This window comes from Dongia soli (genome assembly GCF_034044715.1).
Taxonomy (GTDB): domain Bacteria; phylum Pseudomonadota; class Alphaproteobacteria; order Dongiales; family Dongiaceae; genus Dongia_B; species Dongia_B soli.
Genome location: NZ_JAXCLW010000001.1, coordinates 725,247 through 749,944 on the forward strand (window position 1 = coordinate 725,247; position 24,698 = coordinate 749,944).

Annotated in this window: 21 protein-coding genes and 1 pseudogene; 6 read left to right on the top strand and 16 right to left on the bottom strand. The window is 62.0% G+C overall.

Annotated features, from left to right (window positions below):
- Window positions 1-190 precede the first annotated feature (190 nt).
- A complete protein-coding gene (gene htpG / locus SMD27_RS03245) occupies window positions 191-2,071 on the top strand; it encodes a molecular chaperone HtpG (protein ID WP_320506891.1) in 1,881 nt (626 codons plus the stop codon).
- A 7-nt stretch (window positions 2,072-2,078) separates the two neighbouring features.
- Here htpG and SMD27_RS03250 read toward each other — a convergent pair whose 3' ends face one another.
- The 5 genes from SMD27_RS03250 to SMD27_RS03270 all read right to left on the bottom strand — a co-directional run bounded on the left by SMD27_RS03250 (window position 2,079) and on the right by SMD27_RS03270 (window position 5,553).
- Window positions 2,079-2,735, bottom strand: a complete 657-nt coding sequence (locus SMD27_RS03250) for an ureidoglycolate lyase (protein WP_320506892.1) — start codon at window positions 2,733-2,735, stop codon at window positions 2,079-2,081.
- 90 nt (window positions 2,736-2,825) lie between these two features.
- Window positions 2,826-3,170 carry a hypothetical protein gene (locus SMD27_RS03255; RefSeq protein ID WP_320506893.1) on the bottom strand — a complete coding sequence of 115 codons (345 nt, stop codon included), beginning with the start codon at window positions 3,168-3,170 and terminating at the stop codon, window positions 2,826-2,828.
- Window positions 3,171-3,246: 76 nt separating this feature from the next.
- Window positions 3,247-4,200: a bifunctional Delta(1)-pyrroline-2-carboxylate/Delta(1)-piperideine-2-carboxylate reductase gene (lhpI, locus tag SMD27_RS03260; protein ID WP_320506894.1), complete on the bottom strand. Its 954-nt coding sequence runs from the start codon at window positions 4,198-4,200 to the stop codon at window positions 3,247-3,249.
- A gap of 74 nt (window positions 4,201-4,274) precedes the next feature.
- Window positions 4,275-5,168, bottom strand: coding sequence for a DUF1223 domain-containing protein (locus tag SMD27_RS03265; protein WP_320506895.1), 894 nt, complete (start codon window positions 5,166-5,168; stop codon window positions 4,275-4,277).
- Window positions 5,169-5,334: 166 nt separating this feature from the next.
- Window positions 5,335-5,553: a DUF1674 domain-containing protein gene (locus tag SMD27_RS03270; protein ID WP_320506896.1), complete on the bottom strand. Its 219-nt coding sequence runs from the start codon at window positions 5,551-5,553 to the stop codon at window positions 5,335-5,337.
- A 174-nt stretch (window positions 5,554-5,727) separates the two neighbouring features.
- On the opposite strand from SMD27_RS03270, the gene htpX reads away from it, so the two are divergent.
- Both htpX and SMD27_RS03280 read left to right on the top strand, forming a co-directional pair.
- Window positions 5,728-6,741 carry a zinc metalloprotease HtpX gene (htpX, locus tag SMD27_RS03275; RefSeq protein WP_320506897.1) on the top strand — a complete coding sequence of 338 codons (1,014 nt, stop codon included), beginning with the start codon at window positions 5,728-5,730 and terminating at the stop codon, window positions 6,739-6,741.
- Between the two features lie 107 nt (window positions 6,742-6,848).
- Window positions 6,849-8,249: an RsmB/NOP family class I SAM-dependent RNA methyltransferase gene (locus SMD27_RS03280; RefSeq protein ID WP_320506898.1), complete on the top strand. Its 1,401-nt coding sequence runs from the start codon at window positions 6,849-6,851 to the stop codon at window positions 8,247-8,249.
- Window positions 8,250-8,279: 30 nt separating this feature from the next.
- Here the strand turns inward: SMD27_RS03280 and tdh are convergent, their stop codons facing one another.
- Together tdh and SMD27_RS03290 are read right to left on the bottom strand one after the other, a co-directional pair.
- A complete protein-coding gene (gene tdh / locus SMD27_RS03285) occupies window positions 8,280-9,308 on the bottom strand; it encodes an L-threonine 3-dehydrogenase (protein ID WP_320506899.1) in 1,029 nt (342 codons plus the stop codon).
- 31 nt (window positions 9,309-9,339) lie between these two features.
- On the bottom strand, window positions 9,340-10,728 hold the full coding sequence (locus SMD27_RS03290; RefSeq protein ID WP_320506900.1) for a glycine C-acetyltransferase: 1,389 nt from the start codon (window positions 10,726-10,728) through the stop codon (window positions 9,340-9,342).
- A gap of 39 nt (window positions 10,729-10,767) precedes the next feature.
- On the opposite strand from SMD27_RS03290, the gene rpe reads away from it, so the two are divergent.
- The 3 genes from rpe (at window position 10,768) to purH (ending at window position 14,907) form a co-directional block, all read left to right on the top strand.
- Window positions 10,768-11,442 carry a ribulose-phosphate 3-epimerase gene (rpe, locus tag SMD27_RS03295; protein WP_320506901.1) on the top strand — a complete coding sequence of 225 codons (675 nt, stop codon included), beginning with the start codon at window positions 10,768-10,770 and terminating at the stop codon, window positions 11,440-11,442.
- A 14-nt stretch (window positions 11,443-11,456) separates the two neighbouring features.
- Window positions 11,457-13,199, top strand: coding sequence for a heparinase II/III family protein (locus SMD27_RS03300; RefSeq protein WP_320506902.1), 1,743 nt, complete (start codon window positions 11,457-11,459; stop codon window positions 13,197-13,199).
- Window positions 13,200-13,281: 82 nt separating this feature from the next.
- A complete protein-coding gene (purH, locus tag SMD27_RS03305; RefSeq protein ID WP_320506903.1) occupies window positions 13,282-14,907 on the top strand; it encodes a bifunctional phosphoribosylaminoimidazolecarboxamide formyltransferase/IMP cyclohydrolase in 1,626 nt (541 codons plus the stop codon).
- A 74-nt stretch (window positions 14,908-14,981) separates the two neighbouring features.
- Here the strand turns inward: purH and SMD27_RS03310 are convergent, their stop codons facing one another.
- The 9 genes and pseudogenes from SMD27_RS03310 to SMD27_RS03350 form a co-directional block, all read right to left on the bottom strand.
- On the bottom strand, window positions 14,982-15,413 hold the full coding sequence (locus SMD27_RS03310) for a universal stress protein (protein WP_320506904.1): 432 nt from the start codon (window positions 15,411-15,413) through the stop codon (window positions 14,982-14,984).
- Between the two features lie 344 nt (window positions 15,414-15,757).
- Window positions 15,758-16,450, bottom strand: a complete 693-nt coding sequence (gene phoB, locus SMD27_RS03315) for a phosphate regulon transcriptional regulator PhoB (protein WP_320507546.1) — start codon at window positions 16,448-16,450, stop codon at window positions 15,758-15,760.
- 49 nt (window positions 16,451-16,499) lie between these two features.
- A complete protein-coding gene (gene phoU / locus SMD27_RS03320; RefSeq protein WP_320506905.1) occupies window positions 16,500-17,213 on the bottom strand; it encodes a phosphate signaling complex protein PhoU in 714 nt (237 codons plus the stop codon).
- A 20-nt stretch (window positions 17,214-17,233) separates the two neighbouring features.
- A complete protein-coding gene (pstB, locus tag SMD27_RS03325; protein ID WP_379991032.1) occupies window positions 17,234-18,091 on the bottom strand; it encodes a phosphate ABC transporter ATP-binding protein PstB in 858 nt (285 codons plus the stop codon).
- 16 nt (window positions 18,092-18,107) lie between these two features.
- On the bottom strand, window positions 18,108-19,430 hold the full coding sequence (gene pstA / locus SMD27_RS03330) for a phosphate ABC transporter permease PstA (protein ID WP_320506906.1): 1,323 nt from the start codon (window positions 19,428-19,430) through the stop codon (window positions 18,108-18,110).
- Complete coding sequence (gene pstC / locus SMD27_RS03335; protein ID WP_320507548.1) at window positions 19,423-20,664, bottom strand: phosphate ABC transporter permease subunit PstC; 1,242 nt, start codon at window positions 20,662-20,664, stop codon at window positions 19,423-19,425. The genes pstA and pstC overlap by 8 nt, the downstream gene beginning before the upstream one ends.
- 168 nt (window positions 20,665-20,832) lie before the next feature.
- Window positions 20,833-21,750 (bottom strand): annotated as a pseudogene (locus SMD27_RS03340) (substrate-binding domain-containing protein); the annotation flags it as partial.
- Window positions 21,751-21,973: 223 nt separating this feature from the next.
- A complete protein-coding gene (locus SMD27_RS03345; RefSeq protein ID WP_320506907.1) occupies window positions 21,974-23,005 on the bottom strand; it encodes a PstS family phosphate ABC transporter substrate-binding protein in 1,032 nt (343 codons plus the stop codon).
- A gap of 284 nt (window positions 23,006-23,289) precedes the next feature.
- Entirely contained in the window at window positions 23,290-24,675 is a 1,386-nt protein-coding gene (locus tag SMD27_RS03350; protein ID WP_320506908.1) for an ATP-binding protein, read from the bottom strand.
- Window positions 24,676-24,698 lie beyond the last annotated feature (23 nt).

Below are 24,698 nucleotides of genomic sequence, written 5' to 3' on the forward strand. Positions count from 1 at the left end.
ATACCCGCTGGCACAGGCGGGATTGTGAACTAGAGGCTTGTGAATGGGCTGATTGTGGCATAGGCCTCCCCTTCACAGAAGTGCGCGTGTGCAGGATGCCCCTTGAACCGGGCATGCGAATTGCGCATATCAGCGCCGATTCGTCACAATTCCGGTCTCTAACGCCAACAAGGACTATCAGGAAAAGATCATGCAGATGGAACGTCACGGTTTTCAGGCGGAGGTGAGCCGCCTGCTGGATATCGTTGCCCACTCCCTCTACAGCGACAAATCGGTTTTCCTCCGGGAATTAATATCAAACGCGTCCGATGCCTGCGACAAGCTGCGCTACCTGGCCCTGACCGAACCCGGCCTGCTCAAAGACGACCCCGACTTCAAGGTCAATATCACGATCGATAAGGCCGGCAAGAAGCTCACCATTGCCGATAACGGCATCGGCATGAACCGGGATGACTTGATCAATAATCTCGGCACCATCGCCCGGTCGGGCTCGGCCAAGTTCATGGAAGAGCTGGCCGCGCATAAATCGACTGGCGGCACGGAGGATCAGAAGAACCTGTCTCTGATCGGCCAGTTCGGCGTCGGCTTCTATGCCGCTTTCATGGTGGCGGACAAGGTCGAGGTCCTGTCGCGGAAAGCGGGGGAAGACGCCGCCTGGCTCTGGACCTCGGATGGCAAAGGCGAATTCACCCTGGCGCCGGCGGAAAAGGCAGGGCGCGGCACCGATATCGTCCTCCATCTGCGCGACGATGCTTCGGATTATCTCGATGCGGGGCGCCTCGCTTCCATCGTCGCCAAATATTCCGACCATATCCAGCTGCCCATTCACGTGACCGGCGATGGCGAGGACCGCAAGGTCAATCAGGCTGCCGCCTTGTGGACCCGCTCGAAATCCGATGTCAGCGAAGAGCAGTATCGCGATTTTTATCGCCATGTCGCCCATGCCTTCGACGATCCCTGGGCAACCCTGCATTTCAAGGCCGAGGGCAAGATCGAATATACCGGCCTGCTCTTCATCCCCTCGACCAAGCCTTTCGATCTCTTCAATCCGGACCGCAAGCAGGCGCTGAAGCTTTATGTGAAGCGGGTTTTCATCACCGATCATTGCGAAGAAGTGCTGCCGCATTGGCTGCGCTTCGTGAAGGGCCTGGTCGATTCCGAAGACCTGCCGCTCAATATCAGCCGGGAAATGCTGCAACAGAACCCCATCCTTACCAAGATCCGCGCCGGGCTGGTGAAGCGCGTGTTGGGCGAGTTGGCGAAAAAGGCGGAGAACGACGCCGCCGCCTATGGCGAGTTCTGGAACAATTTCGGCGCCGTGCTGAAGGAAGGCATCTATGAAGATGCCGAACAGCGCGAGCCTTTGCTGAAATTGGCGCGCTTCCGTTCCACCAAGGGCGACGGGCTGGTCAGCCTTGCCGATTACGTCGGTCGCATGAAGGAGGGCCAGAACGCGATCTATTATATCAGCGGCGATAGCCTTGAGGCCGTCAGCAAAAGCGCCCAGCTGGAAGGCTATCGCGCCAAAGGTGTCGAAGTGTTGCTGCTGACCGATCCGATCGACGAATTCTGGATCCCCTCGGTTGAAAAATTCGAGGGCAAGGAATTCAAGTCGGTGACCCGTGGCGGTGCCGATCTCGATCAGGTGAAGGCCGATGCCGACGCCAAGCCGGAAGAAAAGAAGCCGGCGGCGGAAGGTATCGACAATCTGATCGCTTTGATGAAGCTGAGCCTGAAGGATGCGGTCAAGGATGTGCGCCTGTCATCGCGTCTGACCGACAGCGCCGTCTGCCTAGTGGCCGAAGAAGGTGACATGGATATGCGCTTGGCGCGTCTGCTGAAGCAGCATCGGCAGCTGGATGCGACCCTGCCGCGCGTGCTGGAAATCAATGGCAGCCATCCGCTGATCGCCGCGCTCTCCAAGGCTGTGTCGAATGGCGGCAAGAACGATGCCGTCACCGATGCAAGCTGGCTGCTGCTCGACCAGGCGAAGCTGCAGGAAGGCGAGCCCTTGAATGATCCCGCGAGCTTCGGTCAGCGCCTGGCGACGATGCTGCAGAAGGCGTTCTGAGCGTCCATCAGGGCAGGTGCAGCGGCACAGCGAGATAGCAGCCGAATTCCTTGGCGAAATCGCAGCTGATCCGGGCATGCACCTTGCCCTGCTTATCGAAGAAGCGGCCGGTATCGGTCACCGGAAACACGCCTTCGTGCCAGATGCCGGGATGGATGTAGACCCCGAAACTGCCGTCGCAATAGAAACCGACGAAATGCTCCGGCTTGACGTCATCGCCCGGCAGCGCCAGCGGCAAGACGAAAGGCTGGCCGTCCAGCGGATAAAAAAGCTGCCCGCCATCGGGATGATAATTGGCATGCCAGAGCAGCACATGTTTCCGCTCGATGGTCGCGGTGCCGTCCACCGCTTCTGAAGGCGGGCGGCTCCAGCCGAGTAGATAGTGGTTCACCGCCGTGTCCTGCACCGCATTATTGCGGCCGTAGAGCACGTCGCCGGACCACCAGCTTTCGAAGACGCCCTCGGTCGTCCCGCCTTCATTGCCGGTGCCCACATCTACCGGGCGCCAGCCCGCCGCCGGCCAAGTGACGATTTCCACCGGATGGGCTCGGTAGTTCTCAACGATCGCTCCATATCCAACCAGCGAGTCAGGCGTAGCCCGTATCAGCGGCGCTTCATGCACCGGCAAAGAGGTGACGGTTTCCGGCTTGAAGATAACGGACATGGATGCTTCTCCGACGGTGCCTCGAAGCCACCAGCATGCCCGTCATCCTGCCGGCGTTCAATCGAGACAGATGCCGGCTACGTCGCGAGGTTAATCGACGATTTCGTAATCGACGCGAATGTCACGGCCGATTGCGAAGAGGTAGCACGGCTCGCCATGCTTTTCGCAAAGCTGGATCGCCCTCTGGCCATAGGAAGTGCCTCTGGTACAGATAAGCTCTTCACAATAGCTATAGGCCGCCCAATCACCCGAGCGCGACACAGCAAAGGCGCCGGGACGCGTCGAACCGATATCCGGATTATAGTAGTTTTGAAAGAACGTCATGGCCGTTTGGCCGATCTTGGCCTTCTGGCCTGGTGCAGGGTCGTTATGGCCCGCGCAGCCAGCTGTCGCTAACGCCGTCACTCCGACGAGCGCAGCAATTTTCGCTTTCATTGTCATCTCCCCCAACTGACGAAGGGAGCATAAATGCACAACTTATCGGCCGGCAAGTGGCCGGCTGGACAACCTTTTAGCTGGACAACCGCTGCACCACCAGCCGGGCGGCGGCGAAGTCCTCCAGCGCCGTGCCGACCGATTTGAATAAGGTCACTTCATCGCCGCTCGCCCGGCCGCGGTGGTTTTTTCGGCAAAGATCAAAAAGGTCCGCCCTGATGGCTTCCGGCTGGATCAGGCCCGCTTTCAGCGGCTGTACGATATCGCCGCCCTCCTTCATCGCCCCCTCGCGGGTATCGACGAAGAGGCTGGCTCGGCCGATCGCGACATCGTCGGCTTCCCGCATCTGCGGCGTGAAGGCGCCGATCAGGTCGAGATGCGATCCGGGCTTCAACCAGGCGCCGTGGATCAACGGTTCGGTCGAGAGCGTGGCGCAGGAAATGAGGTCGGCTTCCCGGGCCGATTGTTCCAGATTGTCGGCAACCTCGGCATCGATGCCGAGATCGACCAGTTCCTTGACCTTGGCTACCGCCTTATGCGCATCCCGCGCCCAGACCCGCACCCGCTTGATCGGCCGAAGCGAGCGATGGGCTTCCACCAGCGGCACGGCCAGCGCGCCGGCACCGACCATCAGCATCAGATGGGCATCTTCCCGCGCCAGATAATCGGCCGCCAAAGCCGATGCCGCCGCCGTGCGCCGCGCCGTCAAGGACGGCCCATCAATCAAAGCGCTGGGTATGCCCGTTGCCCCATCGAGCAGCAGATAGACCCCCTGCACGGCCGGCAGATTGCGTTGGCCATTGCCGGGCGTGACCGTGACCATCTTCATGCCGATCGCCTTGCCACCTTCCCAGGCCGGCATCAGCAGCAATGTCTGTTCCGGTTCGCCGTTCGGCATTGGGATGCCGTAATGATGGCGGACCGGCACGGTCCAGTCTTGGGCAAAGCCGCGGCGTAGGGCCTCGACGAGGGACGGATAATCGAGCAGGCGCGCGACTTCCGCAGCGGTGACGAAAGGAACTTGGCTCATGATGCTCGGCACCTTACGCAGTTCCCGCAGCGGCGTCGAGAGCGGGGAAAAGCGGCAGTTCAAACGCCGCGAAGTTAGGGTGCGAAATCCTGATAGCGGATTGCGGTGGCGGCGATAACCGGGCCGTGTTCCTGCAGATTGGCAATGACGGCGACAGCATCCGGCGCGCTTTCGCCAGCCGGAAGCGGAGCGAGGGTCACCGGCAGCGTTTCCGCCTTGCCCGTCCATTGCCCGAGCTTCCGCAATGAACGCACGACATTATAGGAGACCAGGTCCCTGCCGGCATTTTCTCCGGCCGCCACGGTGGTTTCCACCTTATGCCGATAGGTCAACAGCCAAAGCGTCACTGGGGACGGCAGATTTGCCTGCGGCAAATCCAGCAGAACATTGCCGCTATCATCCCGCATCATGCGGATCGCCGTCATGCGGGCCACGTGACGGCCATCGGCCAAGGCGATCGCCAGAGCCGTCGGATCGGTTCCAAGCGAGTCCGAGGTGCCGGCGATGATGACCTGCGGTGTGTAGACCATGGCATGGCCCAAAGCATCGCCATAGCCGCGCTGACGGGCAGAGAAAGCGGGATCGGCATTGCGGTCCGGCCAGCCGATATAGTCCCAATAATCGACGTGATAAGAGAGCGGCAGGATCGAACGCTGCCCGACATATTTGCCCAGATTTTCATCGGCGGGAGGACAGGAGGTGCAGCCCTCGGAGGTGAAAAGCTCCACCACGACCGGGGTTGCCGAGGTCAGCGCGGTGATCGGTGTCAAACTTACCGCCAAGGCTGCCGTGGGTGTCATATCGGCTTCGGCCGGCATGTTGCTTTGAGCCGGCATAGGCGCCGCAGGTGCAGTGGCTGGCGCGACAAGACCCTCTGCGGAGCCCGGCCCCTTATCCGCTCCCGTGCCCCCCTGCGCCTGTCCCCATGCGCCATCGGAGCCGGCAAAACTGGTTGCCACCGCGATCATTGCCGACGCCAAGATGAATAATCGAAGCCCCATAATGGGTCGCAGGTTAGCTCCGGCCCCGGCGCAGCGGCGAATCACGAAGCGGTGAAACTGTGCCGTCTGAACAATGATTTAACTGGGAATCACGCGACGCCAGTGTGCGGGGCTGCGCGATTTTTGCGGGCGCTCAAAAATCGCTGACCCGGCCATTCCGCTCCCAATCGCCATAACGCGTCGGCTCGGGACCGCTCGGACCGCCGATCTCAACCGGTTTCTCCGGCTTCGCGGGATCGGCCGGCTGCGTCCCGGCGGGAACCGGTTTCGCCGGTTTTGCCACCGTCGGATGGCCGGAAGATGCGGCCGGCGAAGGTTTACTGCCAGTTTTTGACGTTGATTTCCGTTCCATGCGGCGATCTTACCGGCCGCCGATCGCCTCTTTCAAGACATCTCCTTTCGACGGACCGGCATCTTGATCGTATCGCTTTGGCCTCCAACATAAAAAGCCGTCAAACGCAGCGACATTGGTGTTGCGAAATATGTGCACAGGCACCGGCTCTTAGCCGTGCCGGCGAGGCTGACAATGGGACATGTGAAGACGGGACTGTTGCTGGCGGCGATGACCGCGCTGTTCATGGTGGTCGGTTATGCGATCGGCGGCCAAGGTGGCATGCTGATCGCGCTCGCCATCGCCTGCGCCACCAATCTTTTCGCCTATTGGAATGCCGATAAAATGGTGCTGCGCATGTATGGCGCCCGGCAGATCGACCGGGCGACGGCACCGGATTTCTACGATCTGGTGGCCGAGCTGGCGCAGCGTGCGCAATTACCGATGCCCAAGGTCTTCCTAATCGAGAATGCGCAGCCCAACGCCTTTGCAACGGGCCGCAATCCGGAAAACGCCGCTGTGGCCGCGACGACCGGAATCCTCAGGACGCTGAGTCGCCAGGAACTGGCTGGCGTCATGGCCCATGAGCTGGCGCATGTGAAGAACCGCGACAGCCTGACCATGACGATCACCGCTTGCCTGTCCGGCGCCATCGGCATGCTGGCCAGTTTCGCGCAGATGAGCGTGTTTTTCGGCGGCAGCCGCGACCGGGAAAATCCCTTGGGCGGGATCGGCCTGCTATTGGCAGCGCTGGTCGCACCTTTGGCCGCCATGCTGGTGCAATTCGCGATCTCCCGGTCGCGCGAATATGAGGCCGACCGGATGGGTGCGGAAATCTGCGGCCAGCCGCGCTGGCTGGCCTCCGCCTTGGCGAAGATCTCGCAGGGCGCTGCCGCGATTCCCAATCCCGAAGCCGAGGCCAATCCAGCCACGGCCCATCTCTTCATCATCAATCCGCTCCATGGCGGCGGCATGGCCAGCCTGTTCTCCACTCATCCCTCCACCCAGGAGCGGATCACCCGCCTGCTGGCGATGCAGCCCGCGTCCGGTGGCATGCGCGACGAGGCTTTTGCGCGGCCAGCGAATCCGTGGGACACCGGCACCTCATCGGAGGATAGAGCGGCCTCCGATGCACCTGGGAAGGCACCCCGCGGGACCAGCCGCATCCCGCGCAGCAGTGATGACGCAAGACGCGGCCCCTGGGGCTGAGGTCGCGCCGCGCGACATCCGGCCAGCGCGCTTCGGTTCCACCGCGCACCTCAAGTTTCCTGCATACAGGCTTAGACAAGGCAGGAGGGATCGGGCATAAGGGCGCCATGTTGCCTGACCCGATCTCGTCCGATCCCAACTCCCCCTCCAACCCGGCTGAGCCGATGGGCGATATGCCCGTCATTTCGGCACGCGCCGCCGCCTTGGATCTGCTGGAAGCGGTGCTGCGCCGGCGGCAACCATTGGACGAAGCCTTGAGCAGCCATCCGGATCTCGGGCGGTTGCCGAGCCGCGACCGGCAATTCGTCCGCGCGCTCGTCACCACCGCGCTGCGGCATCTCGGCCAGATCGATCACACTTTGGCGCAATGCCTGGAAAAGCCCCTGCCGGCCCGGGCCAGCGCGGTGCGCAACATCCTGCGCCTGGGTGTGGCGCAGACGCTGTTCCTCCAGACCCCGGCTCATGCCGCGGTCGATACCATGGTCAGCCTGGTCGCCAAACGCGGTGGCGAAGCCGGTTATAAGGGCCTCGTCAATGCCGTTTTGCGCCGCATCGTCCGGGATGCCGAGCTGTTCCGCCAGGCGCGGCCCGGGAATGGTATCTTCACCGGTGCAATCAGCCTGCCTGACTGGCTGTGGCAGAGCTGGGTGAAGGCCTATGGCGTTCAGCAGGCGACGGCGATTGCCACCGCGCATCTGGCGGAACCGCCACTGGATTTCACCGTGCGGCGCGATCCCGCTCATTGGGCCAAGTTGCTGCAAGGCGAGGTCCTGCCGACCGGCACGGTGCGGCGCCCGCCTCATCCGCAGGAACATTACCGCCCCTCGCCCCGCATCGAGGATCTGCCAGGCTTCGCCGAAGGCATGTGGTGGGTGCAGGATGCCGCCGCCGCGCTGCCAGCCAGGCTGCTGGGCGGCGATCTCACCGGCCAGCGCGTCTTGGATATGTGCGCCGCACCCGGCGGCAAGACGGCGCAGCTTGCCTTGGCAGGGGCGGCGGTGACGGCGCTCGACCGCTCCAATAAGCGCCTGGAACGCGTGAAGGAAAATCTCATCCGCCTGCAACTGACGGCGCAATTGGAAGCTGCCGATGCAGCGCTCTGGCGCAAGGGCAAGGAATTCGATGCGATTTTGCTGGATGCGCCCTGCTCTGCCACCGGCACGATCCGCCGGCACCCCGACGTGGCCTGGCTGAAAGACCCACGCGATATCGTCAAGCTGACCGCGACCCAGGACCGCCTGCTCGATGCCGCCGCTGCCTTGGTGCGGCCCGGCGGGCGCATCGTTTATTGCACCTGTTCGCTGCAGCCGGAAGAAGGCGAAGCACGGATCGCCGCCTTCCTTGCCCGCAATCCGTCGATGCGCCGGCTGCCGATCGGCGCCTTCGAAATCGGCGGGTTGGAAGAATTGCTGACCCGCGACGGCGATCTCCGCTCCTTCCCCTACCAGCTCTCCCAGCAAGGCGGCATCGACGGCTTCTATGCCGCGCGGCTCACGCTCGACAGCTAGACAGCCATCCCCAACCGGCTGGCAGTGCCGCTAGGCCGCCCAGTCGAGGATGACCTTGCCTGATTGCCCCGACAGCATGGCGTCGAAGCCGGTCTTGAACTGATCGACCGGGAAGTGGTGGGTCAGGATCGGCGAGAGGTCGAGGCCGCTTTGCAGCATCGACACCATCTTGTACCAGGTCTCGAACATCTCGCGGCCATAGATCCCCTTGATCTCCAGCCCCTTGAAGATGACCTGATTCCAATCGATCGCGGTTTCCGCCGGCGGAATGCCGAGCAAGGCCACCTTGCCGCCATGATTCATCACGTTCAGCAGATCGCGGAAGGCAACCGGCACGCCGGACATTTCCAGACCGATATCGAAGCCTTCCTGCATGCCGAGATCGTCCATCACGTCGCGCAGCCGGTCGCGACTGACATTCACCGCCCGGCTGGCGCCCATCTTTCGCGCGAGATCGAGGCGGTAATCGTTCACATCGGTGATCACCACATGGCGTGCGCCGACATGGCGGCAGATCGCCGCTGCCATGATGCCGATCGGGCCGGCGCCGGTGATCAGCACGTCCTCGCCGACCAGGTTGAAGCTGAGCGCCGTATGGGTGGCATTGCCGAAGGGATCGAAGATCGCCGCCAGATCGTCGCTGATATTGTCAGGAATCTTGAAGGCATTGACCGCCGGCAGGACGAGATATTCGGCGAAAGCGCCTGGCACATTGACGCCGATGCCGACCGTGTTGCGGCAGAGATGGCGCCGCCCGGCGCGGCAATTACGGCAATGACCGCAGGTGATATGGCCTTCGCCGGAAACCCGGTCGCCGATCGAAAAGCCGCGCACTTCCTGGCCGATCTCGATGATCTCGCCGACATATTCATGGCCGACCTGCATCGGCACCGGAATGGTTTTCTGTGCCCAGTCGTCCCATTTCCAGATGTGGATATCGGTGCCGCAGATCGCGGTCTTGCGGATCTTGATCAGCACGTCGTTATGGCCGACTTCCGGTTTCGGCAGATCGGTCAGAATCAGCCCCGGTCCCCGTTCCAGTTTGGCAAGTGCTTTCATCTGTCGCTCCTGCGGACAATGTCCGGTTGGTTCAAATCGCTTGCAGATTCCGGCCGACCTTGGTGAAGGCGGCGATTGCTCTGTTGAGATGGTCGCGGCTATGGGCAGCACTCATCTGGGTGCGAATGCGGGCCTGGCCCTTGGGCACCACCGGATAGCTGAAGCCGATCACATAGATCCCTTCCGCCAGCAGAGCTTCGGCCATGCGGCCGGCCAGCACCGCATCGCCCAACATCACCGGAATGATGGGATGCCGGCCGGGCACCAGCGTGAATCCGGCCGCGGCCATCTGCTCGCGGAAATAGGTGCCGTTCGCCGCCACCTGCTGGCGCAACGCCGCCCCTTCCGAACTCGACAGCAAGTCCAGCACCGTGAGGCTGGCGGCAACGATGGCCGGGGCGAGGCTGTTGGAAAAGAGATAGGGCCGCGAGCGCTGGCGCAAGAGATCGACCACCGGCCGCTTGGCCGCGACATAGCCGCCGCTGGCCCCGCCCAGGGCCTTGCCCAGGGTGCCGGTCACGATATCGACGCGTCCTTCGACACCACAAGCTTCCGGCGTGCCACGACCATTTTCCCCGATGAAGCCCACGGCGTGGGAATCATCCACCATGACCAGCGCGCCATAGCGATCCGCCAGATCGCAGATCGCCTTGAGATCGGCGATGATGCCGTCCATGGAAAAGACGCCGTCGGTGGCGACCAGCACATGCCGGGCACCGGCCGAGCGAGCCGCCTGGAGCTGCGTTTCCAAATCCGCCATGTCGTTGTTGCGGTAGCGGAAGCGCTTGGCCTTGCAGAGCCGGATGCCGTCAATGATGCTGGCATGGTTGAGCGCATCCGAGATGACGGCATCCTCTTCGCCCAACAGCGTTTCGAACAGGCCGCCATTGGCATCGAAGCAGCTGGAATAGAGAATGGTGTCCTCGAAGCCAAGGAAGCGGCTGAGCGCCGCCTCCAATTCCTTATGGAGGGTCTGGGTGCCGCAAATGAACCGTACCGATGCCATGCCGAAGCCATATTGGTCGAGCCCGCCCTTGGCGGCGGCGATCAGGCGGGAATCATCGGCCAGGCCGAGATAGTTGTTGGCGCAGAAATTGAGCACCTCGGCGCCCGATTCGAGCCGGATCGCGGCCTGCTGCCGGCCGGCGAGCAAACGTTCGGATTTATAGAACCCATCCGTTCGGATGCCTGCCAAGGTGTCGCTGAGTTGACCGTAAAATGCGGCTTTTCCCGTCATGTCGCTGCTCGACCTCCCTTTCGGCTGGCCCGGTCCGGCGGCGTGCCCGCTCGGCCGGTCTTGGGGCGCCATGGCCACCATCTTGCGGGGCTGCTCCCGAGCCGGCAAATGCCAATTTCTCAGATGCCGGATGAATTTGCCGCCGTAATGCCACAATTGCCGGCCCGGCTCGGCTTGCTCCACCGGATTCCAGGTGGTAGGTATCCGGCAAGGGATAAAGCCATGCAGCAAAAGATCAAAATCGCCCCCTCGATTCTTTCCGCCGATTTCGCCCGGTTGGGCGCGGAGGTGCAGGCGATCACGGCGGCGGGTGCCGATTATGTCCATGTCGATGTCATGGATGGTCATTTCGTGCCCAATCTGACCATCGGACCGATGGTGGTGAAGGCCCTGCGGCCCCATAGCACCCTGCCCTTCGACGTTCACCTGATGATCGCCCCGGTGGATGCCTTCGCGCAGGAATTCGCCGCCGCCGGCGCCGATATCATCACCTTCCATCCGGAGGCGGGTCCACATCCCCACCGCACCGTGCAGCTGATCAAGTCGCTCGGCAAGAAGGCCGGCGTGTCGCTCAATCCGGCGACCCCGCTTTCCGTCCTGGATCACCTGCTGCCGGAAATCGACCTGGTCCTGGTGATGAGCGTCAATCCGGGCTTCGGCGGACAGAAATACATCGCCAGCGCCACCGACAAGCTTCGCGAGCTCCGCCGCCGCATCGACGACGTCTCGTCGCGCCAGGGCGGCCGGCCGATCGACCTGGAGGTCGATGGCGGCATCAATGAGGAAACCGCACGGATCGCCATTGCCGCCGGGGCCGATGTTCTGGTCGCCGGCACCGCCACCTTTACCGGCGGCCCCGATGCCTATGCCGGCAACATTGCCCGTTTACGTGGCTGAGTGAGGTCTCCAGCGTGGCGGAAAGCGCAACCAGCGACACGATCCAGAGTCAGCCGCGCCTGCGCAAGGGGAACCAGCGGCCCAAACTGATCGCACCGCGACTGCAGACCATCTTCGCCCTGCCCCGCGATATGCTGGCTTCCCTGGCTTGGCGCAACCTGGCGCAGCCGGTCTATCGCAGCCGGCTCTACAATTGGACCCTCGGCAAGCGCTCCAGCGGCGATCTCACGATCAGTCCGCAGGAACTCTGGCCGGGCGACGAGCAGCTGGGCCTGCATCTGCTGGGCGGTGAATATCGCTGCGGCAGCGAAGTGGTGCGCAACCCCAAGCCGCTCGGCAATCCGATCGGCGTCAGCCTTGAATGGCGGCGTCAGATCAATGCTTTCGAATGGCTGGATCATCTGCGCGCCTGCGGCGGCCCTGCTGCCCGGCAACTGGCCCGGCAGCTGACCCAGCAATGGCTGGAAGAGAATCCAAGCTATGACAGCTTCGCCTGGCGCGGCGACATCCTGGCCGACCGGCTGCGCCGGATACTGCTTAACCAGGGCTTCCTGGAAATCCAGAGCGACGCGTTGTTCCGTTCAGCCCTGCTCTACAGCCTCAACCGGCAGGCAACCCATCTTGCCCGCGCTTTGCCCGATGGATTGGCCGGCAGCTCGCTTCTCAAAGCCGCCATTTCGCTGATGATCGCCGGGGTCATGCTGCCGCAGGGCGATTCCTGGCTACAGCGCGGGCGGAAGATCTTCGCCCAGGAAATCGGCCGACAGATGCTGGCGGATGGCGGCCATGTGGAACGCAGTCCCGGCGTCATGCTGGATCTGCTGCAACGTTTCCTTGATCTGCGTCACGTCCTGACCCTCGCACGCCAGCCGCTGCCCGATCATCTGCAGATCGCCATCGAGAATATCGCCTCGGTCGTCTACATGATGTGCCATGGCGACGGAAAGCTGGCGCTGTTCAACGATACCAGCGAGGAAACGCCGGAACTGCTCGGCGAGGCTTTGTCGCGCGTCGGCGACCGGCTGCGCGATCTCAGTCAATTGCCGCTGACCGGTTATCAGCGGCTGAAGGCCGGCAAGACGATGGTTCTGATGGATTGCGGCGCCCCGCCGCGCCACGGCCTGGACGATCATGCCCATGCCGGCACGCTGGCTTTCGAAATGAGCCACGGCACCCATCGCATCATCGTCAATTGCGGCGCCGCCCATCTCGGCGCCGATGACTGGCGCCAGGTGCAGCGGACGACCGCCGCCCATTCGACCCTGATCGTCGACGACACCAATTCCTCCATGCTGCTGGAGCACGGCGGCATGGCCTTGCGGCCAACCGTCGTCACCAGCCGGCGGGAGGAAACCGAGGGCCAGATCTGGCTCGATACCAGCCATAACGGCTATGACGAATCCTATGGCCTCATCCATCGCCGCCGGCTGTTCCTGGCGGCGGATGGCCATGAGCTGATGGGGGAGGATACGCTGAACGGCAGCGGCGGCAATGCCTTCACCTTGCGCTTCCACCTGCATCCACAGGTCCAGGCCTCGATCACCCAGAACGGCCAGGCCGCTCTGCTGAAAATACCTGGCGCCGGCGGTTGGCGGATGCGCGTCCAGGGCGGCGACATCGCCTTGGCCGAGAGCATCTATATGGGCCAGCGCGGCCAGGTACGCCGCAGCCAGCAATTGGTGGTGCTCGGCATGATCGATAACGACGCCACCCAGATCAAATGGGCGCTGCAAAAGGAAAGCAACGGCAAGAAGTAAGCCGTAGCGCAGGTGACGCGATCGTCCAGCCGCCGCGTTACGCCGCACAATATTCCGCCTTCACGAGAGACGACGACCGATCATGACGACCAGCAAGGACCAACCGCATACCGCTCAGCCGCGCCATGATCCCGCACCGCGCTTGGTGCGCCGGGCGCTGATTTCCGTCTCCGACAAGACCGATCTCATCCCCTTCGCGCGTTTCCTGGCGGACCGCAAGGTCGAGATCCTATCAACCGGCGGATCGGCCAAGGCGATTGCGGCCGCCGGCATCCCGGTCAAGGAAGTCTCGGACCATACCGGCTTTCCGGAAATCATGGATGGCCGGGTCAAGACATTGCATCCCACCATTCACGGCGGCATCCTGGCGCGGCGCGACCTCGATCATCATGTGACGGCGCAGCGCGACCACGGGATCGCCGATATCGATCTCGTCGTGGTCAATCTCTATCCCTTCGAGGCGACAGTTGCCAAAGGTGCCGATCGCGAGACCTGCATCGAAAATATCGATATCGGCGGGCCGGCGATGATTCGCGCCGCCGCCAAGAATCACGATTTCGTCGTCGTGGTCACCGATCCCGCTGATTACGCGCCGGTCATGGCGGAGATGGCGGCCCTCGGCGGCGCGACCAGCCTCGGTCTGCGGCGGCGCTTGGCGCTGGATGCCTATTCCCGCACCGCCGCCTATGACGCGGCGATCAGCGCCTGGATGGCGGAACAGGAACAGCAGGCTTTTCCCAGCCGTTTAACTTTGGCCGGACAGCGCCGCGACACCCTGCGCTATGGCGAGAATCCCCATCAGGCGGCGGCCTTTTATGCCACCGCCGAGCGGCGCCCTGGCATCGCGACGGCGGTGCAGTTGCAGGGCAAGGAACTCAGCTACAACAACCTCAACGACACCGATGCCGCTTATGAATTGGTGGCGGAGTTCGCCCAGCCGGCCATCGCCATCATCAAGCATGCCAATCCCTGTGGCGTCGCCATGGATGACGATCTCGCCACGGCCTATCGGCGCGCTTTCGCCTGCGATACGGTCAGCGCCTTTGGCGGCATCATCGCCGTCAACCGCGCATTGGACGCGGCCACCGCCGAACTCATCAGCCAGGTCTTTTCCGAAGTGATCATCGCGCCCAAAGTGAGCGATGAGGCGCGCGCGGTGTTGGCGAAGAAGAAAAACCTCCGCGTGCTGGAAGCGGGCAGCCTGCCCGATCCGATGGCGCATGGCCTTGCCATCAAGACCCTGGCCGGGGGTTTTCTGGCGCAAAGCCGGGATAATGGCCGCATCGATGAAGCGGCGCTGAAAGTGGTCAGCAAGCGCGTGCCCAGTGTGCGTGAGCTGGCGGATATGCTGTTCGCCATGGCTGTGGCGAAACATGTCAAATCCAATGCCATTATCTATGCCAAGGATGGCGCCACGGTCGGCATCGGCGCCGGCCAGATGAGCCGGGTCGATTCCAGCCGCATCGCCGCCTGGAAAGCGGCGGAAGCGGCCAAGGCTGCCGGCGCGGCGGAGAGCTGGGCCAAGGGATCCGTGGTCGCCTCGGATGCCTTCTTTCCCTTTGCCGATGGTCTGCTGGCGGCCGCCGAAGCCGGGGCAACGGCTGTCATTCAGCCCGGCGGTTCGATGCGCGACGAAGAGGTGATTGCCGCCGCCGACCAAGCCGGCCTCGCCATGGTCTTCACCGGCATGCGGCATTTCCGTCACTGATCAGGCGAGCCACCCTGGTGACTTTGCCAGGCAGTGGGTGCGCCAGGGAGACTGGCGCACCTTTGAACGGGAATTCAGCGAACGACCGTGACCGGGCAATGCGCCTTGGAAATCACATCGGTCGCGACAGAACCGAGAATGATGCGCTCAAGCTCATTGGAAATGCCGGTCGCGATGACAATGTGGTCGTAGCCCTTCTCTTCCGCATAGGAATTGATGGCCGAGGACACTCTGTTACCGGAGACGACGACGGTGTCGAAATCCGCGCCGCCCCGCGCCGCGACGACTTTCGCGGCATTACCAATCTGCTGATGAATTTGCCGCTCCACGGCGCCAAGCAGGACTTCATCCCAAAAATATGTCTTGGCGATACGATCCGCGGGGATCGGGTTAACATGCAATAAAGTCAGTTTCGCACCGGTATCCTTGGCCAGATCGGCCGCACAAGCGGCCGCGCGATCGGCTTCGTGTGATCCATCGACGGCGCAGAGAATTTTCTTCGGCATGACGGCTCCTTCCCAGTTTGCTTAACGGCAGCTTGTCGCTGCTTTCATCAGAATAAACGGATTTTCGCCACAGTAAACACAGGGGTATGCAGGACCGCCGAGGTCTTCGCGGAAAAATATTAACAAGCTTCGCCGAAGAGCCGGCCAGTCACCCTTCCACCGCAACCACTAGTGGCGGATAGCAAATCGGCATGGCTTGCGCCATCCCCAGAAGCGTCAAGCCGCAGCGGGCCATAGCTCCTGTTGGACTATGGGGCATTCTTGCCGCTTTTACGAGGACAAGCGAGACGAGGCGGAAAATGGCCTGGACGGAGGGAGGCGGGGCGACTGGCCGATCGGGACGGTCAGTCTTCCGCATCCAGAGCATAACCGGCGGAGCGCACCGTGCGGACGAGATCGGCCGCACCGTCGATATTGATCGCCTTGCGCAACCGACGGATATGCACGTCCACCGTCCGCGGTTCGACATAGATATCGCGGCCCCAGACCGAATCCAGCAATTGTTCGCGGCTGAACACCCGGCCCTGGTTTTCCATCAGGAACTTCAGCAGACGGAATTCCGTCGGCCCGAGATGGATTTCCCGGCCGGTCCGGCGCACCCGGTGGGTGATCAGATCCATCGTCAGGTCGCGGTAGCTGAGCGTCTCGCCCTGGGGTTGCGGCTTGGCCCGCCGCAACACGGCCCGCACCCGCGCCACCAACTCGCTGGGGCTAAAGGGCTTGGTCACGTAATCGTCGGCGCCCACCTCGAGGCCGCGCAGCTTGTCGGCCTCCTCGCCGCGGGCGGTCAGCATGATGACCGGGGTCAGGCGATGTTCCGGACTGCGGCGGATCTGGCGGCAGATTTCGATCCCGGAGAGGATCGGCAGCATCCAGTCCAGCAGAACCAGATCGGGCCGCTGTTCCTTGATCAGCAACAGCGCTTCTTCGCCATTGCCGGCTTCCAGAACACGGAAGCCTTCGCGTTCGAGGTTGTAGCGCAGCAGGGTTACGAGAGCCGCCTCGTCCTCGACGATGAGGATCAGCGGTTGGGTCATTTGGCCGTTCTGGCCATCGCGCGGTGAATTCATGGGCGGGCGGTTACGATCAGTTGCCGACTGCAACATTTGTTGTATCTCCCTTCGGACGCGATTCATCCAGGCTCTTGCCGTGGACGAGGAAGTAGATGATTTCGGCGATGTTGGTGGCGTGATCGCCGATACGCTCGATGTTCTTGCCGATAAACAGCAGATGCGTGCAGGCGCCGATATTGCGCGGATCTTCCATCATATAGGTCAGAAGCTCGCGGAACAGGCTGTTATACATTTCATCGACGTCTTCATCGCGACGCCAGACTGCCTGGGCGCGATCCGCATCCTTTTCGATATAGGCGTCGAGCACGCCCTTGACGATCTGCTGGGCAATCGCCCCCATGCGCGGGATCGAATTGACCGGCCGTACCGGGCTCTGCTGGTTGAGGATGATCGCACGCTTGGCGATGTTCTTCGCATAATCGCCGATCCGCTCCAGATCGGAGGCGATCTTGATCGCCGCGATCACTTCCCGCAGGTCCTGCGCCATCGGCTGGCGCAGGGCGAGGATGCGCACGGTGAAATTGGCAATCTCCTGTTCGAGGTCGTCGATACGCTTGTCGGATTGCACAACACGCGCCGCCAATTCGCTGTCGCGCTTGATCAGGGCATCGATCGCCGCGCTGAGCTGCGATTCGGCAAGACCGCCCATTTCGGCGATGACCTGGCTGAGATGTTGAAGATCGCTGTCGAAGGATTTGACGATATGATCGGTGCTCTTGGTCGACATACTATTCTCCGCTCCGCCGATCAGCCGAACCGACCGGTGATATAACCCTGGGTACGTTCGTCGCGCGGGCTCGTGAAAATCTGTTCGGTCTCGCCCCATTCCACCAAGTTGCCGAGATGGAAGAAGGCCGTCTTCTGACTGACGCGTGCCGCCTGCTGCATCGAATGGGTGACGATGATGATCGTGTAATTCTCGCGCAATTCATCGATCAGTTCTTCGATCTTCGCCGTCGCGATGGGATCGAGCGCCGAGCAGGGTTCGTCCATCAGAATGACTTCCGGCGACACCGCGATTGCCCGGGCGATACAAAGACGCTGTTGTTGACCGCCCGAAAGGCCGGTGCCCGGCGAATCCAGGCGGTCCTTGACCTCGTTCCACAGTCCTGCACGCTCCAGGCTGCCATGCACGATTTCGTCGAGATCAGCCTTGCTTTGCGACATGCCGTGAATGCGCGGCCCATAGGCCACATTGTCATAGATCGATTTCGGGAAAGGGTTCGGCTTCTGGAATACCATCCCGATCCGCGCCCGCAGCATGACGACGTCGAGCTTGGTCTCATAGATGTTCTCGCCATCCAGAGCGATCGTGCCGGTGACGCGGCAGCCTTCGATAACGTCGTTCATGCGGTTGAGGCAGCGGAGATAGGTCGACTTGCCGCAGCCGGACGGACCGATCAACGCCGTCACCTGGCGCTCGGGGATATCCAGGGCAACATTGAACAGCGCCTGCTTCTGGCCATAGAAGACGCAGACATCCTTGCTGTGGATCTTGGTGGCCTCGCTGGCCGGCGCCCGGCGTTCCTTGCCCGCGGCAGTCATCGGTAGCGCCATGCCATGATGGCCTGAACGCATCACGGTATTCGATGTTGCGTCGTTCATTTCATCTCTCCCACGCCTACCAGCGGCGCTCGAACCGGCGGCGCACGAAAATCGCTGCCGCATTCATGAGGATAAGGAAAACCAGCAGAACCATGATGCCGGCGCTGGTGCGCTCGATGAAAGCGCGCTCGGGGCTGTCGGCCCAGAGATAGACCTGCACCGGTAGCACCGTCGAGGGATCGACGATCGAGCGCGGGACATCGACGATAAAGGCGACCATGCCGATCATCAGCAGCGGCGCGGATTCGCCCAAGGCACGGGCGAGACCGATAATTGCGCCGGTCATGATGCCCGGTGTGGCCAGCGGCAGAACGTGATGCAGCACGACCTGGAGCTGAGAGGCACCGATGCCATAGGCCGCTTCGCGGATGGATGGCGGCACGGCTTTCAGCGCGGTCCGCGTGGCGATGATCACCGTGGGCAGGGTCATCAGCGAGAGAACCAGGCCGCCGACCAGCGGCGCCGATCGCGGCAGGCCGAAAAAGCCGAGAAAAACCGCCAGGCCGAGCAGGCCGAAGACGATCGACGGTACCGCGGCGAGATTGTTGATATTGACCTCGATGATATCGGTGATGCGGTTCTTCGGCGCAAATTCTTCGAGATAGATCGCGCTCATCACACCCAGCGGCAAGGCAAGGACGATCGTGGTGATCATGGTCAGCAGCGAGCCGATCAGCGCGCCCAGGATACCCGCCTGTTCCGGCTCGCGGCTGTCGCCGGAGGTCAGGAAGTCGAGGTTGAAGGCGTAGTGGACACGCCCCCCGGACTGCAATTTGTCGAACCAGCCGAGTTGCTTGTCGCTCAGCACGCGTTCAGCCTCGGGAACGTTGCGGCTGATGCGGCCCTTGTTCAACATATCGAAATCGTCGCCGGCGAGCAGGCTGACCGATTGAGTGGTGCCGATGATCGCGGGATTGGCAAGCACCATCTTCATGAGCTGACGATCGGCGCCATTGCTGATGATGTCATAGAGACGACGACGATCCGTCCGCTCGGTGACATCCGGGAATTGAGCGCTCAAGGCCTTGCGGATCGGCGGCGTGTAATTCGCCGCTTTCAGCACAGCGGGATCGCGCGTGTTCTGTGGGTCGAGCTCTTGGGCATCGAAGGTGATGTCGAGATTGATGCGCGTCTGCATGAAGGCCGAATAGCCTTTGCTGACAATGCTGATCAGGAGCAAGGCCAGCATGACGATGGCGAGGCCGACGGCGAGAACGCCATAGAGACGGAAGCGGCGCTCGGCGGCATAGCGGCGGCTGATTCGGCCCGGCGAGAGATCGGGCTTCCGCAGACGGGCCGTGGCGCTACCAGGGATGGATGGCATGGTGAAATCAGTCATATTTTTCCCGGTATTTGCGGACGGTTCGCAGAGCAACGATATTGAGGCAGAGCGTGATCACGAACAGCACCAGGCCAAGCGCGAAGGCCGCCAAGGTCTTCGGGCTGTCGAATTCCTGGTCACCGACCAGCAGGGTCACGATCTGGACCGTGACGGTGGTGACCGCGGCAAAAGGATTGGCTGTCAAATTGGCGGTAAGGCCGGCGGCCATGACGACGATCATGGTTTCGCCGATGGCACGTGACACGGCGAGGAGGATACTGCCGACGATGCCCGGCAGTGCGGCCGGGAAGACCACCTGGCGGATCGTTTCGGATTTGGTCGAACCCAGGGCATAGGAACCGTCCCGCAGCGATTGCGGCACGGCGTTCATCACGTCATCGCTGAGCGAGGAGACGAAGGGGATGATCATGACGCCCATGACCGCGCCGGCCGCCAATGCGCTTTCCGAAGCGACGTCGAGGCCGATCGTCGCACCAAGGCTGCGCAGGAACGGGGCGACCGTCAGGGCGGCGAAGAAGCCGTAGACCACGGTCGGAATGCCGGCCAGGATTTCCAGCAGCGGCTTTACCACGGCGCGCACTTTCGGATTGGCGTAATCCGAGAGATAGACAGCGGACATCAGTCCGATCGGCACGGCGACGATCATGGCGATCACGGTGATCAGCAAGGTGCCGGCAAAAATCGGGATCGCCCCGAAACTGCCGGAGGCACCGACCTGGTCCGAGCGCAAGGCGATCTGCGGGCTCCATTGCAGGCCGAACAGGAATTCGGTGATGGGCACACCGGCGAAGAACCGCATCGCTTCGAACAGCAGCGACAGGACGATGCCGACGGTGGTCAGGATCGACAGGAGCGAGCAGGCGATCAAGAGAACCAGAATCGCCCGCTCGACCAAATTCCGCGCTCGGAAGTCGGGGCGAATATGCCGGCGCGCCCAAACCAGCCCGACCGCCGCCAGGGCGAGCACCGCGGCCGCGATCGCCGCCCAGGCCCGATCGGGATTGTCCGAACCGTGGACCAGAACACCGCCGATGGCGAAAGCCAGCAAACCGGGGATCAGGCAACACAACATCACATAGAGGCCGTGATAGCCCGGCAATGAGTGCAGGATGCGACCGAATCCAGCGCCATCGCCTTGCATCGCGCGCGCCCGGGCGATAGCCCGCCGACGGCCGACCTGGAAACCGATACCCGCCAAACCCAGCAGGGCCACTGTCAGGGCGACCGGCATCACACTCGCGGGCAGGATGAAGGTCGTCGCCGTTTTGCGCACGCCATTTTCATAGCCGAGCGCCGCCAGAATCCGGCTTTCGGTGGCCTGATGCTGATCGGCCGACATCGGGATCAAGCCCTTATCGGCAAGGTAGCCACCCGGACCGCTGGCGCGGGCACTGACGAATTCGGCGACATATTCGGGCAGACCGGGAATCGTATCCAGGTGCTGCATCTTCACGTAAAGATACAGCTGGCGGGCGACTTCATAGCGGCCGGAGAAGATATCTTCTTCCGTCGGGGCAATACCGTCGATCTTATTGCCCTGCAGCTTGTCCTGGTTCTGGATCAGGAAACTGTAGCCGAGCACGCCGAAAGCATCCGGATTGGCTGCCAGCTTTTGAACGATGAGATTGTCGTTCTCGCCGGCATCGATATAGGCGCCATCCTCGCGAATACCGTCGCAGGCGGCTTTGCGGGCCTGGTCATCTGCGATGGCGGCAATTTCCGCGATATCGCGGCAAGCGCGGTCGAAGACCAGCTCCACGAAAGCGTCACGCGTGCCGGAGGTGGGCGGCGGACCGAGGACCTCGATCTTCACCGGCGGCAAGGATGAATTGACGTCGGCCCAGGTCTTATAAGGATTCTTGACCAGCTTGCCGTCGACCGGGACTTCGCGTGCCAAAGCGAGCCAGATATCTTTGACGGTCAGATCGAGTGGCGCCCTTGTCTTGCTGTTGACCAGGGCAATGCCGTCGAATCCGATCGGCACTTCCAGAATATCGGTGACGCCGTTCTGTTCGCAGGTCTGGCGCTCGCTGTCTTTGATCGGCCGGCTGGCATTGGCGATATCCGGCGTCGCGTCGCCAGCGCCGTTGCAGAAGAGTTTCAGGCCACCGCCGGTACCGGTCGATTCCACCACCGGCGCCTTGAAGCCGCTGCTGCGGCCGAATTGTTCGGCAACCGTGGTCGAGAAGGGATAGACGGTGCTGGAGCCGACGATTGCGATCTGGTCCCGCGCGGCCGCGCTGCCGGCAGCCATGCCGAAGCCGACAATGCCGGCCAAACCCCACCCGATCGCGGCAACAAACAGTTTTCGCATCATGCGTTTCCCCGGCTCAGCGACGTCACCCGAAATATCGGCATGCGTGTTTTTGGTCCTTAGCTATTGCAGCCGAAGCTGCCGTCCCATCGAGACCGCCTCTTATTACGACAACTTGATGACAGTTGGATGACGGTCTTTAACTATTTGTTTTAATTATGAAAATGCCGGGATGCCGCTCGGCAAAGGGGAGTTTTGCGACGACATCCCGGCCTGACCGGTCGGTTTACATGATTGATTTGAGGGCATTCGCCGACTGAGCGGCTTGCTTATGCTTGTCGGCCGGCAACGGGATCAGGCCCTTGTCGACGGCATAACCTTCATCGCCCGTCGCCTTGTCGCTGACGAATTCGGCGATGTATTCGCGCAAGCCCGGCACCTTATCGGCGTGCTGGTTCTTCACATAGAAGAACAGCGGACGGGATACTTCATACTTGCCCGAAACGATGTTTTCGAAGGTCGGGGCCACGCCGTCCATCAGGCTGCCCTGGAGCTTGTCGGCATTCTGTTCCAGATAGGAATAGCCGAAGATGCCAAGCGCGGCGAGGTTGGATTCGAGCTTCTGAACGATCAGGTTGTCATTTTCGCCGGCATCGATATAGCCGCCGTCTTCGCGCAGGGCGCCGCAAGCAGCGGCGCGGGCTTTGGCATCGGCGATCGCTTTGATTTCGGCGAAGTTCTTGCAACCTTCGTCCATCACCAGTTCCACGAAAGCGTCGCGCGTACCCGAGGTCGTCGGCGGGCCGAGAACCTCGATCTTTTCGGCCGGCAGGTCCTTGTTCACGTCCTGCCAGGTCTTATAGGGATTATCGACCAGCTTGCCGCCGACCGGTACCTGCTTGGCGAGGGCTTTCCAGACATCCTCGACCGTCAGCTTCATCGCCGGGCCCTGCTTGGAATTGGCGAGCACGATGCCGTCATAACCGATGGTCACTTCGGTGATCGAGGTCACCCCATTCTTCTTGCAGGTCTCGATCTCGGTGTCCTTGATCTTGCGACTGGCATTGGCGATGTCCGGCGTATCGTCACCGACACCGGCGCAAAACAACTTGATGCCGCCGCCCGTACCGGTCGATTCGACAACCGGGGTCTTGAACGAGCCGGCCTTGCCGAATTGCTCCGCCACCGCGGTGGCGAAGGGGAACACGGTCGATGAACCAACGATATGGAGCTGGTCGCGCGCTTCGGCAGCGGTCGCGCCCATGGTGAGACCCACAAGGCCGGTAGCGGCGAGGAGGGCGAGAGAATAACGCTTCATGTCTGTCCTTCCATTTATGAACGGTCGCGCCCCAACGCGACCCTCTAAGGCAAGTAAGGTAACTTGTACCCAGTCAGACCTTAGGACGGTTCAATGATGGTCAGATGTCAGCCCAATGACCGTTTGATGACAGGCCGGGCCAAAAGCTTTTGGCAGGGGGATGATTGGCGCCGACAATGCGCGGTTTTCCAAATCTATTGCAGATTTACGACCGATTGATGATGAGGACACCAAAGGCCATCGCCCGGCATTTCCGATAAATCAAGGCAAGCGAACAGATAAAGCTAGTCCGATAAGGGTAGAAAGACGGTAAAGACGCTGCCTTTGCCGCGGATGGAATCGATATCCAGGCTGCCGCGGTGGTGATTGACGATATGCTTCACGATCGCCAGGCCAAGCCCCGTGCCGCCAAGGTCCCGGGACCGCGCGGCATCAACCCGGTAGAAGCGTTCGGTCAGACGCGGCAAATGCTCGCGGGCAATGCCTTCGCCCTCGTCGCGAATCGAAACCGCTACCATCCCCTTGGGATCCCGCAGGCCAGGCAATCTGGTTTTCAACTGTACCGGATCGTGGATAATCGTCGCGTCGACCGTCACCGTGGACCCCTCGCGGCCGTATTTCAGCGCGTTGTCGATCAGATTCTGAAAAACCTGCGCCAGTTCATCCGGTTCGCCGGGGATGCAGGGCAGGCCGTGCGGGTCCGGCAACTTGATGGCAATCTTCCGCGACTGCGCGCGCAGGCCCAGGCCGTCGGCGACTGAGCCGAGCACCCGGGCAAGATCGGCCTGGCCCTGGGGACGGCTGTGTTCATGCAATTCGATCCGACTGAGTGACAGCAGATCGGACACCAGACGGCTCATACGGCTCGCCTGATCATGCATGATGCCGAGGAAACGCTGCTGCGCCGCGGTGTCGTCCTTTGCCGGGCCGCGCATTGTCTCAATGAAGCCGAGCAAAGTCGCCAATGGAGTCTTCAGCTCATGACTGACATTGGCGATGAAATCGCTGCGCAAACTATCCAAACGCCTGGCGCCAGTGACGTCGCGCAACAGGATCAGCATTTCACCCGCCTGGACCGTCCCGGGCTGGCCGGGATCCAGGGGGGCGACGACGGCGACATAGTCACTGCCCTGGCCGTCCGTAATCCGGATCGGCTCAACCGCGCCCTCCTCGGCGGACGAAGAGAGGGCATCCTCGCCTTGCGTCACATTCTCGTCATCGTCAATGGCTGGATCGCTCCGATTTGAGCGGGCCGCGTCGATGGCTGCCAGCAACGGTGGATGCCGTAATACTGCCAAGAGATTCCGGCCATTCAGGATGCCGCCAAATTGCTGTTCGGCGGCACGATTGGCCCAGAGGATCTCGCGACCGCGGCCAAGGACCAGCAAGGGATCGGGCAAGGCATTGAGGATGGCTCGGGCCCGATCGGCGACCACATCCGGGGCGATCGGGCCAGCAGCCGGACCAATGCCGATTGCAGCTGCGGGATCGATCACCGGGAGAACCTGCAGCAACAGCACCGCGATGGCGGCCAGCAATCCAAACCCGATCAAGGCGAGGAATGGCCAATCATGGGAGCCACTGGCACCAATCGCACCCAACGCGATGAGGACGAGGACACCGATATAACAGAAGATGGCGATGAAGCTTTTCGGTGCGACGTAATTCACTCTGTCCGATCCCGCATTTCGAG

Bases quoted from the DNA above. Each gene is read 5' to 3' on its own strand.
- SMD27_RS03345 (WP_320506907.1), bottom strand. From the start codon at position 23,005: ATGAAGCGTTATTCTCTCGCCCTCCTCGCCGCTACCGGCCTTGTGGGT.
- pstC (WP_320507548.1), bottom strand. From the start codon at position 20,664: ATGCCGGTCGCCCTGACAGTGGCCCTGCTGGGTTTGGCGGGTATCGGT.
- SMD27_RS03280 (WP_320506898.1), top strand. From the start codon at position 6,849: ATGTTGCCTGACCCGATCTCGTCCGATCCCAACTCCCCCTCCAACCCG.
- phoB (WP_320507546.1), bottom strand. From the start codon at position 16,450: ATGACCCAACCGCTGATCCTCATCGTCGAGGACGAGGCGGCTCTCGTA.
- lhpI (WP_320506894.1), bottom strand. From the start codon at position 4,200: ATGAGCCAAGTTCCTTTCGTCACCGCTGCGGAAGTCGCGCGCCTGCTC.
- pstA (WP_320506906.1), bottom strand. From the start codon at position 19,430: ATGACTGATTTCACCATGCCATCCATCCCTGGTAGCGCCACGGCCCGT.
- SMD27_RS03270 (WP_320506896.1), bottom strand. From the start codon at position 5,553: ATGGAACGGAAATCAACGTCAAAAACTGGCAGTAAACCTTCGCCGGCC.
- pstB (WP_379991032.1), bottom strand. From the start codon at position 18,091: ATGAACGACGCAACATCGAATACCGTGATGCGTTCAGGCCATCATGGC.
- SMD27_RS03250 (WP_320506892.1), bottom strand. From the start codon at position 2,735: ATGTCCGTTATCTTCAAGCCGGAAACCGTCACCTCTTTGCCGGTGCAT.
- purH (WP_320506903.1), top strand. From the start codon at position 13,282: ATGACGACCAGCAAGGACCAACCGCATACCGCTCAGCCGCGCCATGAT.
- phoU (WP_320506905.1), bottom strand. From the start codon at position 17,213: ATGTCGACCAAGAGCACCGATCATATCGTCAAATCCTTCGACAGCGAT.
- SMD27_RS03310 (WP_320506904.1), bottom strand. From the start codon at position 15,413: ATGCCGAAGAAAATTCTCTGCGCCGTCGATGGATCACACGAAGCCGAT.
- tdh (WP_320506899.1), bottom strand. From the start codon at position 9,308: ATGAAAGCACTTGCCAAACTGGAACGGGGACCGGGGCTGATTCTGACC.
- htpX (WP_320506897.1), top strand. From the start codon at position 5,728: ATGGGACATGTGAAGACGGGACTGTTGCTGGCGGCGATGACCGCGCTG.
- htpG (WP_320506891.1), top strand. From the start codon at position 191: ATGCAGATGGAACGTCACGGTTTTCAGGCGGAGGTGAGCCGCCTGCTG.
- SMD27_RS03255 (WP_320506893.1), bottom strand. From the start codon at position 3,170: ATGAAAGCGAAAATTGCTGCGCTCGTCGGAGTGACGGCGTTAGCGACA.
- rpe (WP_320506901.1), top strand. From the start codon at position 10,768: ATGCAGCAAAAGATCAAAATCGCCCCCTCGATTCTTTCCGCCGATTTC.
- SMD27_RS03265 (WP_320506895.1), bottom strand. From the start codon at position 5,168: ATGATCGCGGTGGCAACCAGTTTTGCCGGCTCCGATGGCGCATGGGGA.